Origin of the sequence: Aeromonas sp. R4-3, from assembly GCF_040908275.1 — a bacterium.
In the GTDB taxonomy this organism is placed as follows: Bacteria; Pseudomonadota; Gammaproteobacteria; order Enterobacterales; family Aeromonadaceae; genus Aeromonas; species Aeromonas rivipollensis.
Genome location: NZ_JBFODK010000029.1, coordinates 42,530 through 55,383 on the forward strand (window position 1 = coordinate 42,530; position 12,854 = coordinate 55,383).

The 12,854-nt window shown below is 61.1% G+C and carries 11 protein-coding genes; 4 read left to right on the forward strand and 7 right to left on the reverse strand.

The genetic code is table 11. The annotated features are described in order from the left end of the window. Positions 1–111: 111 nt before the first annotated feature. Positions 112–1,263, forward strand: a complete 1,152-nt coding sequence (gene mltA / locus AB5Y91_RS08915; protein WP_368169585.1) for a murein transglycosylase A — start codon at positions 112–114, stop codon at positions 1,261–1,263. A gap of 112 nt (positions 1,264–1,375) precedes the next feature. On the opposite strand, the gene yfaE is transcribed toward mltA, so the two are convergent. The 5 genes from yfaE to ubiG all read right to left on the reverse strand — a co-directional run bounded on the left by yfaE (position 1,376) and on the right by ubiG (position 7,310). Further along, entirely contained in the window at positions 1,376–1,696 is a 321-nt protein-coding gene (yfaE, locus tag AB5Y91_RS08920) for a class I ribonucleotide reductase maintenance protein YfaE (protein ID WP_368169586.1), read from the reverse strand. Between the two features lie 73 nt (positions 1,697–1,769). Beyond that, entirely contained in the window at positions 1,770–2,903 is a 1,134-nt protein-coding gene (gene nrdB / locus AB5Y91_RS08925; protein WP_033130037.1) for a class Ia ribonucleoside-diphosphate reductase subunit beta, read from the reverse strand. Positions 2,904–2,986: 83 nt separating this feature from the next. Beyond that, complete coding sequence (gene nrdA / locus AB5Y91_RS08930; protein WP_005329715.1) at positions 2,987–5,254, reverse strand: class 1a ribonucleoside-diphosphate reductase subunit alpha; 2,268 nt, start codon at positions 5,252–5,254, stop codon at positions 2,987–2,989. Between the two features lie 656 nt (positions 5,255–5,910). After that, positions 5,911–6,594 (reverse strand): HAD family hydrolase, encoded by a 684-nt coding sequence (locus AB5Y91_RS08935; protein ID WP_368169587.1) that lies wholly within the window; start codon positions 6,592–6,594, stop codon positions 5,911–5,913. Further along, positions 6,594–7,310, reverse strand: coding sequence for a bifunctional 2-polyprenyl-6-hydroxyphenol methylase/3-demethylubiquinol 3-O-methyltransferase UbiG (ubiG, locus tag AB5Y91_RS08940; protein ID WP_368169588.1), 717 nt, complete (start codon positions 7,308–7,310; stop codon positions 6,594–6,596). The genes AB5Y91_RS08935 and ubiG overlap by 1 nt, the downstream gene beginning before the upstream one ends. Positions 7,311–7,509: 199 nt before the next feature. Between ubiG and gyrA the strand changes: the two genes are divergently transcribed. Further along, on the forward strand, positions 7,510–10,308 hold the full coding sequence (gyrA, locus tag AB5Y91_RS08945) for a DNA topoisomerase (ATP-hydrolyzing) subunit A (RefSeq protein ID WP_368169589.1): 2,799 nt from the start codon (positions 7,510–7,512) through the stop codon (positions 10,306–10,308). A 289-nt stretch (positions 10,309–10,597) separates the two neighbouring features. Next, positions 10,598–10,771: a hypothetical protein gene (locus tag AB5Y91_RS08950; protein ID WP_368169590.1), complete on the forward strand. Its 174-nt coding sequence runs from the start codon at positions 10,598–10,600 to the stop codon at positions 10,769–10,771. Positions 10,772–10,790: 19 nt separating this feature from the next. Here AB5Y91_RS08950 and AB5Y91_RS08955 read toward each other — a convergent pair whose 3' ends face one another. Continuing rightward, positions 10,791–11,846 carry a PA0069 family radical SAM protein gene (locus AB5Y91_RS08955; protein WP_368169591.1) on the reverse strand — a complete coding sequence of 352 codons (1,056 nt, stop codon included), beginning with the start codon at positions 11,844–11,846 and terminating at the stop codon, positions 10,791–10,793. 175 nt (positions 11,847–12,021) lie between these two features. Here AB5Y91_RS08955 and AB5Y91_RS08960 point away from each other — a divergent pair, with 175 nt between their 5' ends. Then, a complete protein-coding gene (locus tag AB5Y91_RS08960; RefSeq protein WP_289982427.1) occupies positions 12,022–12,612 on the forward strand; it encodes a tetratricopeptide repeat protein in 591 nt (196 codons plus the stop codon). A gap of 4 nt (positions 12,613–12,616) precedes the next feature. Here the strand turns inward: AB5Y91_RS08960 and AB5Y91_RS08965 are convergent, their stop codons facing one another. Next, positions 12,617–12,832 (reverse strand): hypothetical protein, encoded by a 216-nt coding sequence (locus tag AB5Y91_RS08965; protein WP_139743859.1) that lies wholly within the window; start codon positions 12,830–12,832, stop codon positions 12,617–12,619. Between the last annotated feature and the right edge of the window lie 22 nt (positions 12,833–12,854).

Genomic DNA, 12,854 nt, shown 5'->3' on the forward strand with positions numbered 1-12,854 from the left:
AAGATCCCCTTTGGAGAAATAGGGCGTCCGGGGGCGGATGGCGTTTGCTTTCCCCCGGCAAATTTGGCATCTTCCCCGCCGAACATGATGCTCGGTGTTATATGAGGACATATGAATAAACATGCGTACTGGCTTGCCGCCGCCGTCGTGGGGCTGGCCGGTTGTGCGGGCAACCCTGAACCCGCCAAGGTGCCCCAGAAGAAGGCGGAATCCGGATGTTTTCTGAACTGCGAGGTGCCCGAGAATCTGGGCAAGCAGTATCTGGATGGTGCTCTGCCCGGGGATCTGGTGCGGGTGGAGCGCGTCAACAGCCGTCAGGCGTCGGATTTTCGCAAGTTCGGCCCCCAGAGCCGACTGGTGCTGGAGCGCTCCGGCAAGATGACCCGCCGCTATGGCGAGCTCTATCGCCAGCTTTCCCGCTGGGTGGCCAATGGCGGTGATCCTGCCCATATCACCCAGTACGGCATCAGCCTGGCCCAGCTCGGCGGTGCCGATCGCATGGGCAACGTGCTCTTCACCGGCTACTACTCGCCGGTGCTGGAGGTGCGCCACCGCCCGGATGCCAAGTACAAGTACCCCATCTATGCCATGCCCAAGTGTGGTGGCCGCTGCCCGAGTCGTGCCGAGATCCATCAGGGGGCCCTGGCCAACCGTGGTCTGGAGCTGGGTTACAGCAAGTCCCTCATCGACAACTTCCTGATGGATGTGCAGGGCTCCGGCTTCGTGCACTACGGGGATGACGACAGGTTGCAGTACCTCGGCTACAGCGGCAAGAACGGCCACGGCTATGTCAGCATAGGTCGGGTGCTGATCGACAGGGGCGAGGTGCCCAAGGAGCAGATGTCCATGAAGGCCATCAAGGAGTGGGCGAACCGCCAGCCGGAGGCGAACGTCAAGGAGCTGGTGGAGCAGAACCCCTCCTACGTCTTCTTCGAGCGTCGCCCCACCAACGACGTGGTGGGCGCAGCTGGCATTCCGCTGCTGCCCATGGCGGCGGTGGCCGCCGACAAGACGCTGCTGCCCATGGGGACACCTATCCTCGCGGAAGTGCCGCTGCTCGACAAAGCCGGCAACTGGACCGGCAAACACCAGCTGCGCCTGCTGATCGCGCTGGATGTGGGCGGCGCCGTGAAGAAGGGTCACCTCGATCTCTATCACGGCATGGGAGAGCAGGCCGGTGTGGCCGCGGGTCACTACAAGCACTTTGGCCGGGTCTGGAAGCTGGGCCTGCACCAAGGGCCGACCGCCGCTCCCTGGTTATGACCCTGTGAGGGTTCGGGCGCCTGCGCAGGGCGCCCTGATCAGATGACGCAACAAAAAGCCGCCGGATTGCTCCGGCGGCTTTTTGTTGGGTGGGATTCCACCTTGGCTGGGGTCAATCCTTCTGGATATCCAGCCGGATGGCACCGACCGGTTTGCAGCAGCAGGGCAGGCACTCCCCTGGGGAGACGAATGCCAGCGGCACGCTGGGGTAGTGCACTCTGCCTGCCAGCAGCGGGGTGCGGCAGGCGCCGCAATAGCCGCTGCGGCACTGGAACTCCACCCTGTGACCGTGGCGCTCCAGGGTATCCAGCACGCTCTCGCCGGGATGGGCGTGCAGGACGCCATCCTGGGTATGCACCCGTGGCGAACCCGCCTCGCTCTGCGCGGAGGCAGAGCAGGGGGCTGGGGGTAGCATGTTGGTGGCGTCACTCACGGCGCGAAGTCACCCAGGCCGTCTGAGTGCACTTCACTGTCGATCTGGCCGTCCAGCAGGTCGGGCAGCTGACTCACAGCTCGAAATCGCCCAGGTCGTCTGCATGCACTTCGCTGTCGATCTGGCCGACCAGGTAGGAGCTCACTTCCACTTCCTGGGGGGCCACCTGTACGTTGTCAGAGGAGAGCCAGGTGTTGATCCAGGGAATGGGGTTTTGCTTGGCGCCGGCGAAGGCTGGCTGCAGACCGACCGCACTCATGCGCAGGTTGGTGATGTACTCCACGTACTGGCAGAGGATGTCCTTGTTCAGGCCTATCATGGAGCCGTCCTGGAACAGGTACTCGGCCCACTCCTTCTCCTGAATGGCCGCTTCCTTGAAGATCTCGAAGCAAGCCTGTTCGCACTCGGCGGCGATCTCGGCCATCTCGGGGTCGTCCTGGCCGGTGCGCATCAGGTTCAGCATATGCTGCGTCCCCGTGAGATGAAGCGCCTCGTCGCGGGCGATCATCTTGATGATCTTGGCGTTGCCTTCCATCAGCTCGCGCTCGGCGAAGGCAAAGGAGCAGGCGAAGCTGACGTAGAAGCGGATCGCCTCCAGGGCATTGACGCTCATCAGGCACAGATAGAGCTTCTTCTTCAGGCCGCGCAGTGTGATGGTCAGCTCGCGCTCACCCACCCTGTGGGTGCCTTCACCGTGCAGGTGGTAGAGGGCGGTCGCCTCGATCAGATCGTCGTAGTAGTGGCTGATGGAGCCGGCACGCTTCAAGATCTGCTCGTTGGTGATGATGTCGTCGAACACCTGACCCGGGTTGTTGACGATGTTGCGGATGATGTGGGTGTAGGAGCGAGAGTGGATGGTCTCGGAGAAGGCCCAGGTCTCGATCCAGGTCTCCAGCTCCGGGATGGAGACCAGCGGCAGCAGCGCCACGTTCGGGCTGCGACCCTGGATGGAATCCAGCAGGGTCTGGTACTTCAGGTTGGAGATGAAGATGTGCTGCTCGTGGGGCGGCAGGGCCTGGTAGTCGATGCGATCGTGGGACACATCCACCTCTTCCGGACGCCAGAAGAAGGAGAGTTGCTTCTCTATCAGCCGCTCGAAGATGTCGTGCTTTTGCTGATCATAACGGGCCACGTTGACCGACTGGCCGAAGAACATCGGCTCCTTGAGCTGGTCGTTCTGGGTCTGGCAGAAAGTTGAATAAGCCATGGTGATTTGAATGTCTTGAATGAGAGGAAACAGGAGGGCGGGAGCTTCATGCTCCCGCCCGGTTCATCAGATCGTGCTGCGACTTATATTTTACAAGCCCCGCCGGCGCAACCGTCGTCTTGCAGATCGGTCTGGGCATCGTCCGCACCATCACGGGTGTTGTGATAGTAGAGGGTCTTGAGGCCGTATTTGTAGGCGGTCAGCAAGTCCTTGAGCAGCTGCTTCATCGGGACCTTGTTGCCTTCGAAACGGGCCGGGTCGTAGTTGGTGTTGGCGGAGATCGCCTGATCTACAAACTTCTGCATGATACCGACCAGCTGCAGGTAACCGTCGACGCTCGGCTGCTTCCACAGCAGTTCGTACTGATCCTTCAGGCGATGGTACTCGGGTACCACCTGCTTGAGGATGCCGTCCTTGGAGGCCTTGACCGACACCAGGCCGCGCGGCGGCTCTATGCCGTTGGTGGCATTGGAGATCTGGCTGGAGGTCTCGCTCGGCATCAGGGCGGTCAGGGTGGAGTTGCGCAGACCCACCGTCTTTATCTCTTCACGCAAGGACTCCCAGTCCAGATGCAGCGGCTCGTTGCACAGCACATCCAGATCCTTTTTATAGGTATCTATGGGCAGGATACCCTGGGCGTAGGTGGTCTCGTTGAAGGCCGGGCAGGGGCCGAACTCGCGGGCCAGCTGCACGGATGCCTTCAGCAGGTAGTACTGGATCGCCTCGAAGGTGCGGTGAGTCAGGGCCAGACCTGAGCCGTCGGAGTAGCGGGCGCCGTTCTTGGCCAAGTAGTAGGCGTAGTTGATGACGCCTATCCCCAGGGTGCGGCGGTTCATGCTGCCCTTCATCGCGGCTTTGAGCGGGTAATCCTGATAGTCGAGCAGGGCATCCAGGGCGCGCACCGCCAGATCCGCCATCTCTTCCAGGTCTTCCAGCTTCTCGATGGCGCCGAGGTTGAAGGCAGACAGGGTGCACAGGGCGATCTCGCCCTCTTCGTCATCCACGTTGTTGAGCGGCTTGGTGGGCAGCGCAATCTCGAGACAGAGGTTGGACTGGCGCACCGGGGCCACGCTCGGATCGAAGGGGCTGTGGGTGTTGCAGTGATCCACGTTCTGGATGTAGATGCGACCGGTACCGGCGCGCTCCTGCATCATCAGGGAGAAGAGATCCACCGCCTTGAGGGTCTTCTTGCGAATGGACGGATCCTGCTCGTACTTGACGTAGAGCTGCTCGAACTTGTCCTGATCCGCGAAGAAGGCGTCGTACAGACCCGGCGCATCGGACGGGGAGAACAATGTGATGTCGCCGCCCTTGATGAGGCGCTGGTACATCAGCTTGTTGATCTGCACCCCGTAGTCCATGTGACGGACCCGGTTCTCTTCCACGCCGCGGTTGTTCTTCAGGACCAGCAGGCTCTCCACCTCGGTGTGCCACAGGGGGTAGAAGAGGGTGGCGGCACCGCCGCGCACGCCGCCCTGGGAGCAGCACTTCACGGCAGTCTGGAAGTACTTGTAGAAGGGGATGCAGCCGGTGTGGAAGGCTTCGCCGCCACGGATGGGGCTGCCCAGGCCACGGATGCGGCCGGCGTTGATGCCGATGCCCGCGCGCTGGGAGACGTAGCGGACTATGGCGCTGGCGGTGGCATTGATGGAATCCAGGCTGTCATCGCACTCGATCAGCACGCAGGAGCTGAACTGACGAGTCGGGGTGCGCACGCCGCTCATGATGGGGGTGGGCAGGGAGATCTTGAAGGTCGAGACCGCATCGTAGAAACGCTTGATGTAGTCCAGACGGGTATCTTTCGGATACTTGGAGAAGAGGCAGGCCGCCACCAGTATGTAGAGGAACTGCGGGCTCTCGTAGATCTCGCCGGTGACGCGGTTCTGCACCAGGTACTTGCCTTCGAGCTGCTTGACGGCAGCGTAGGAGAAGTCCATGTCACGCCAGTGGTCCAGGTAGCCGTTGAGCTCCTCGAATTCGGCCTGGGTATAGTCGGTCAGCAGGTGCTTGTCGTACTTGCCCATGTCTACCAGACGGGCGACGTGCTGGTAGAGGTGGGGCGGCTCGAACTGGCCGTAGGCCTTCTTGCGCAGGTGGAAGATGGCCAGGCGGGCGGCCATGTACTGGTAATCCGGGCTCTGTTCGGAGATCAGGTCAGCAGCGGCCTTGATGACGGTTTCGTGGATATCGGCGGTACGGATACCGTCATAGAACTGGATGTGGGACTTGAGCTCCACCTGGGAGACCGACACGTTGTCGAGCTTCTCGGCAGCCCAGTCGAGCACGCGGTGAATTTTATCCAGATCGATGGGTTCTTTGTGGCCGTTACGCTTCGTCACAAACAAGTTCATTGGCTGATGACCTTTAGTTGATTCCCGAAAAACCATGGCGCCACGCATCCAGGGTTCCCTTCTCTAGGGTGGCCTGGGGGCGAAGTGCGCCATGAATCACAAGATATAGTGTTATTTTAAATTCGAACTACAAGATAGTGAGGTCGGCACGGCATTGCAATCTGTGGATAACGCATTAGCTGTGGATAAATTGTGGGTGTTCGGGCTCGAGTTAGTGACTGCTCACAGTGAGTGGGTTTTCATCCGTCCGATCCGGCAAATGCAAGTCCGATGATCGAAGATGGAAAATTTAAATAACTTTTTTTGCTTGCGAAAAGAGGGTGTTTTTACTAGCAAATTCAGCCTGGTTATCCCTTGTGCAGCCAGGGTCAAAAGCTGTCCTGTCCCCGCAGGCACGCACTTGTCATCCCCTCAAAACAGGGGGCGCATCTGCGCCCCCTGTCATTGCCATTGTGCGGCTCGGTGAATGAGCTCGGTGCTCATCTGGGAACCCTCTGACGCTAAAGCTGCCCGGATGATCCATCTATAGCGTTATGTTGTGCTGGCTCAGCTCAGCTCGTAGCGCAGCCAGTGGTGCTGGGCCTGCCTTGTAGGGCGTCGAACTGCAGATCCGCCCCCCGATGATCCATTTATACCGTTATGCAGTGCACTGCGGATCAGGTCAGCTCGTAGCGCAGCCAATGGTGGAGGGCCTGCACAGTGTCGAACTGCAGATCGGCACCCCAGTCGGCGGTATCCTCGTCATCGCTCAGATAGCCCCAGCCCGCCACAGCGGTACGCATGCCGGCGTTGCGTCCCGCCTCTATATCACGCACGTGATCCCCCACGTAGAGACACTGGCTCGCCTCGACCCCGAGCCGCTCGCAGGCAAAGAACATGGGGGCGGGGTCTGGCTTGCGCACCGGCAAGGTATCGGCGCTGACCGTCACGCCGCAACTGGCCAGCGCTGGCAGGGCGGCCAAGAGCGGCTCGGTGAGAAAGCCCGGCTTGTTGGTGACTATGCCCCAGGGCAGTTCCTTCTCATCGAGCCATTCGATGAGATCCAGCATCCCCTCATAGGGACGGGTGCCGACGCAGAGGTTGGCCGCGTAATGGTCGAGCAGGGCGGTGCGAAGGCGCGTGGCCCCCAGCTCTTCCAGCAGTTCCTCCCCCAGACCCGCCCTGAGCAGCCCGAGGGCACCGTGGGAGGTGGTCTGGCGGATGATGGCCTCGGGCAGCGGGGCAAAGCCTTCGCTTATCAGCACATGGTTGACGGCGGCACCGAGATCCGGGGCCGTGTCGAGCAGGGTGCCGTCCAGATCGAACAGCACGCAGCGCAGGGGCGCCTTGTCGGTGTTCATCAGACTGACTCCGGGCGCACGAAGGCCACCATGTAGTTGACGTCGACGTTCTTGCCGAGCTTGAAGCTGTTGGAGAGCGGCGCGTAGTGCACCCCGCTCATGTCTCGTACCAAGAGGCCTGCGGCTTCACCCATGCGACACAGCTCGGCGGGGGTGATGAACTTTTTGTGATCGTGGGTGCCCTTGGGGACCATCTTCAGCAGGTACTCGGCCCCCAGGATCATCATCAGGTAGGCTTTCGGGTTGCGGTTGATGGTGGAGACGAACACCTTGCCACCCGGGCGCACCAGGGTGGCGATGGCGCGCAGCACTGAGGCAGGATCCGGCACGTGCTCCAGCATCTCCATGCAGGTGACCACGTCATACTGGCTAGGGGCCTCGTCCGCGTGGGCCTCGGCGGTCATCTGGCGGTATTCGAGCTCCACCCCCTGTTCAAGGGCGTGCAGGCGGGCGACCCCGAGGGGCTCCTTGCCCATGTCGATGCCGGTCACGCGAGCACCACGGCGGGCCATGCTCTCGGAGAGGATGCCGCCACCGCAGCCGATGTCGAGCACGCGTTTGCCAAACAGGCCGCCGCTCTTGTCGGTGATCCAGTCAAGGCGCACCGGGTTGATTTGATGCAGGGGTTTGAACTCGCCCTCCATGTCCCACCAGCGGGAGGCGATGGCTTCAAATTTGGCGATTTCTGTCAGATCGACATTGGCATCACTGTTCATTTTTTGATGATCCTGTGGCAGGGCGCGCAGCGGGCAGGGCGCGCGCAATCTATTGTCCTGGCGGGCATTATAACGGACGGACTTGGCCACACCAGCCCGACGTGTTACCCGGATTTGTGGCTTAAGGTATTTGGCTCAGTGTGTTACCATGTCGCGCTGTTTAAGCCAAAGAACAACTAATTAGGGATTAAGGCTTTCTATGAGCGATCTGGCCAGAGAGATCACGCCGGTCAACATCGAAGAAGAGCTCAAGAGTTCCTATCTGGATTACGCCATGAGCGTGATCGTAGGACGAGCTCTGCCGGATGTGCGTGATGGCTTGAAACCGGTTCACCGCCGCGTTCTGTTTGCTATGAACGAGTTGGGGAACGACTGGAACAAGCCCTATAAGAAATCGGCCCGTGTGGTCGGTGACGTAATCGGTAAATATCACCCGCACGGCGACAGCGCCGTGTATGACACCATTGTCCGGATGGCGCAGGATTTCTCCATGCGTTACATGCTGGTCGATGGTCAGGGCAACTTCGGCTCGGTCGATGGCGACAACGCTGCGGCCATGCGTTACACCGAAGTGCGGATGGCGCGCATCTCCCATGAGTTGCTGGCCGATCTGGACAAAGAGACAGTGGACTGGGTGCCGAACTACGACGGCACCGAGATGATCCCGGCTGTCATGCCCACCAAGGTACCCACCCTGTTGATCAACGGCTCCTCCGGTATCGCGGTGGGCATGGCGACCAACATTCCTCCTCACAACCTCACCGAGATAGTCAACGGCTGTCTGGCGTTGATCGAGAATGGCGCCCTCACCATTGACGAGCTGATGACCTATGTCACCGGGCCCGATTTCCCCACCGGCGGCATCATCAACGGGCGTTCCGGCATCATACAGGCCTACCGCACCGGTCGCGGCTCCGTCTATGTGCGGGCCAAGGCCGAGGTGGAAGTGGACGAGAAGACGAGTCGCGAGACCATCATCGTTCACGAGATCCCCTATCAGGTGAACAAGGCGCGGCTGATCGAAAAGATCGCCGAGCTGGTCAAAGAGAAGAAGGTCGAGGGCATCAGTGCCCTGCGCGATGAGTCTGACAAAGACGGCATGCGCATCGTTATCGAGATCAAGCGCGGCGAGTCCGGCGAGATTGTGCTGAACAATCTCTACAAGCACACCCAGATGCAGACCACGTTCGGCATCAACATGGTGGCGCTCGATAACAACCAGCCCAAGGTGATGAACCTCAAAGAGATCCTGGATGCCTTCCTGCTGCACCGCCGTGAGGTGGTGACTCGCCGGACTGTGTTCGAACTGCGCAAGGCGCGGGATCGGGCGCACATCCTGGAAGGTCTGGCGGTGGCGCTGGCCAACATAGACCCCATCATAGAGCTGATCCGCCACAGTGCGACCCCGGCGGATGCGAAAGCGGGCCTGGTTGCCAAGGGCTGGGAACTCGGCAACGTGGCCGCCATGCTGGAAAAAGCGGGCGACGACGCGGCGCGGCCGGAGTGGCTGGAGCCGGAATTCGGTATCCGTGAAGGGCAGTACTTCCTGACCGAGATCCAGGCACAGGCCATCCTTGACCTGCGTCTGCACAAGCTGACCGGCCTCGAGCATGAGAAGATCCTGGAAGAGTACCAATCTCTGCTGGATCTCATCGCCGAGCTGCTGTTCATCCTGGCAAGCCCGGAACGCCTGATGGAAGTGATCCGCGATGAACTGCTGGCTGTGCGCGAGCAGTATGGCGACGAGCGTCGCACCGAGATCAGCATGTCCAGTGCCGAGATCAACATCGAAGATCTGATCACCCCGGAAGACGTGGTCGTCACCCTGTCTCACCAGGGCTATGTGAAGTATCAGCCGCTCTCCGACTACGAGGCCCAGCGCCGCGGTGGTCGTGGCAAGTCGGCCACCCGGATCAAGGAAGAGGACTTTGTGGAGCGTCTGCTGGTGGCCAACACCCACGACACCATTCTGTGCTTCTCCACCCGTGGCAAGGTCTACTGGCTCAAGGTCTATCAGCTGCCGGAAGCGTCCCGTGGCGCTCGTGGTCGTCCCATCATCAACCTGCTGCCGCTGGAAGAGGGTGAGCGCATCACCGCCATACTGCCGGTGAAGGAATATGATGCCGACAAGTACGTCTTCTTCGCCACCGCCAACGGTACCGTGAAGAAGACCAGCCTGTCCGACTTCAGCCGTCCGCTCTCCTCCGGTATTCGCGCCATCAACCTCAAAGAGGGTGATGAGCTGATCGGGGTGGACATCACCGACGGCAGCAACGAGATCATGCTGTTCTCCGACGCGGGCAAGGTGGTTCGCTTCGCTGAAGGCAGCGGTCGCGCCGATGTAGCCGATGCGGATGCCAGTGATGAAGTCGAGACCGACGACGACGCCGGCAACGACGATGATGGCAGCGACAACGGCGAAGGCACTGAAGGCACCGAAAGCAAGGGTACCTTCAAGGGCGTGCGTCCCATGGGTCGTACCGCCGCCGGTGTGCGCGGCATCAAGCTGGCCGCTGGCGACAAGGTGGTTTCCCTTATAGTTCCGCGCGGGGTCGGTGCCATCCTCACCGCCACCGAGAACGGTTACGGCAAGCGTACCGCACTCGAAGAGTACCCGACCAAGAGCCGTGGTACCCAGGGCGTTCGCTCCATCAAGGTGGACGAGCGCAACGGCAAGGTGATCGATGCGATCCAGGTCGAAGATACCGACCAGATCATGCTGATCACCAACGGCGGCACCCTGGTCCGTACTCGCGTTGCCGAGGTGAGCGTCATTGGCCGTAACACCGGCGGTGTCCGTCTGATCCGTACCGGTGAAGACGAGACAGTGGTCGGCCTGCAGCGCATCGCCGAGAGCGACGAGGAAGAAAACGACGCTCTGGTCACTGAGGGCATGGCCATCGATGGCGAGCAGGTGGAAGGGGCAGAGACTGCGCCAGACGCCGGTGCTGCCGACGATGCTGGCTCCAGCGAAGAGGGTGTGGTTGACGACGAATAATCGTTACCTGCCTCGATAAAAAAAGAGCGGCCCTTGGGTCGCTCTTTTTATTTGTCCTGCCCTTGTCGCCGTTCGCTCCCGCCGTGGCGATCCACCCGAATTCTTCCGAGCCACATCGACGTGAGGGCGCCACTCTGCCCAAGTCTGGGCGCCAGTTCATTCTCATACCCAATCCTTCATCCCGACGTCATCTGGCTGTCATCCCGGCGGGACAGACTGCGGCTGTTCAGGTGGGGGCATGACCATGCCCGAGCCCGACGTTGGCAATATCATCCAGAAGGAGCAGGGTATGACCAGTTGGATCATGTGGGAGATCTGGTGGAGCCGGATGTGGGGAGAGGATGCCAAGGCATTGGCGCACAGCGAGCAGGAGGAAGTCGCTTATGAGCCATCGCGCCTGCCCGCCGAGCTGATCGCGCAGGGCAAGTCGTTGCGCCCTTATCCGCCCAGGCCCAGGGGCTGATCAGAGATAGCCGCAGCCATCAGAACAGGCGCAACTGCTCGTTGGGGCGCAAGAAGCGCTCCACATTGAGCTGCACGTGGCGTTTGCCCAAACCAAGGCGCTTGCTGATGAGGCGAAAGCGCTGGGCGAGCAAGTCGGCGAATTGCCCTTCGCCCCGCATGCGGGTACCGAAGGCGGGGCTGTTGAGGGTCCCCCCTCTGCTTCCCCTCAATTGGTTCAGGATGGCTTCCTTTTGGCCGGGGTAGTGCTCCTCAAGCCAGTCGCAAAACAAGGTGGTCAGCTCGTGGGGCAGTCTCAGCAGGATATAGTCGGCGCAGCCGGCGCCCGCCTCCACGGCGCCCTTGATGATCTGCTCCAGCTCGGGCTCGTTGAGCCTGGGGATCATGGGGGCCGCCAGCACCCCCACAGGTATCCCGGCCTGGGCCAGCTTCTCGATGACCTTGAGCCGACCCGCGCCCGTGCTGGCGCGGGGCTCCAGCTGTCGCCTCAGCGTCTCGTTCAGGGTGGTGACCGACACCATCACTTGGCACAGCCCCTCCCGGGCCAGCTCGGCCAGCAGATCGAGATCGCGCAATATCATGGCGCTCTTGGTGATGATCCCCACCGGGTGGCGATGGGCCAGCATCACCTCCAGCAGCTCGCGGGTGAGGCGATAGTGGTGCTCTATGGGCTGGTAGGGATCGGTATTGGCCCCGAGCACTATGGTCTGCGGCTGGTAGCCCGGCTTGGCAAACTCCCGGCGCAGCAGCGCGGCGGCATTGAGCTTGGCGAACAGCCGGGTCTCGAAATCCAGGCCGGGGGAGAGCTCCAGGTAGGCGTGGCTGGGTCTGGCATAGCAGTAGATGCAGCCATGTTCGCACCCCTGATAGGGATTGATGGAGCGGCCGAAGGGGACATCCGGCGAGAGGTTGTGGCTGATGATGGTCTTGGCCTGGATCTCCCGCACCTCGGTTCTGGGTCGGGACGCACGAAATGCCGCCTCCCATTCCACTGCCTGCCAGCCATCATCGACGGCATCGATCTGCGGGCCGCTGAAACGGTGTTCGATATTGTGGGTGCTGCCTCGTCCTGCCATCTCATCACACTATGTACTGTTTATATATACAGTTATTCTGCTCGGGATAGTGCCAAACATCAAGTCCGGCCAGTCTTCCCTTATTTCACTCGGCCAAAGAACGGGATCTCTTGCTTGATCTGTCGCTACATTTCGTTTACATAAACAAAATGCGAACTGGATCACGGAAATCGTCATGAGCCCCACCACTTACCGCTGGCTGTTTATCGCCCTCATTGCCCTGGTCACCTGGCGTCTGCTCCCGCTCTCCACCGAGCAGGAGCTGGCGGCGGCCAACCGCGCCTGGCGGGTAGGTCACTTCGAGCAGGCGACCGGTATCTGGCAGCCATTGGCCGAACAGGGTCAACCCAGGGCGCAGGCGCTGATGGGGTGGAGCCATGAGCTGGGGCAGGGGAGCGAACAGGATCTGGTGCAGGCCATCCGACTCTATCGCCAGTCCGCCGAGGCGGGAGATGCGTTTGGCCAGTACCGGTTGGCGGAGCTCTATCTGCGCGGGGTCGGTGTGCCACGGGATCTACGTATCGCCTTTCACTGGATGGAGCGAGCGGCCCGCAACGGGGATGTGCCCGCCATGCTCAAGGTGGGGGTGCTGCATCTGATGGGGGCCAACGGCCGGGTCGACATGGCCGAGGCCAAGCAGTGGCTCTATCAGGCCTCGCAAAAGGGCAACAAGCTGGCGTTGACGGTATTGCAGGAGCTGGCGCTGGCCGAAGAGGGTCGCAGCGCCTTCGATTTCAATGGCCAGTCACTGCTGGGGGAGGGTTAGCCCCTCAGCGGCTGGCGGTGATCTTGCCCGGTGTCACGTCGGTGACATAGAGGGTACTGCGATCGGCGCTGTGCACTATGCTGCATACCTCTCGCTTGCTGCCATCGCTCAGGATCACCAGCTCCCCGAGATGGACGGGGCAGTGTGTCGTCAGCAGGTGGTCCGGGTGGACAATCTTCTCCGCATGCTCCGGAAACGAAATCTCATAGGTGTACATCATGCTCTCCTTGCTCAGGCAGACG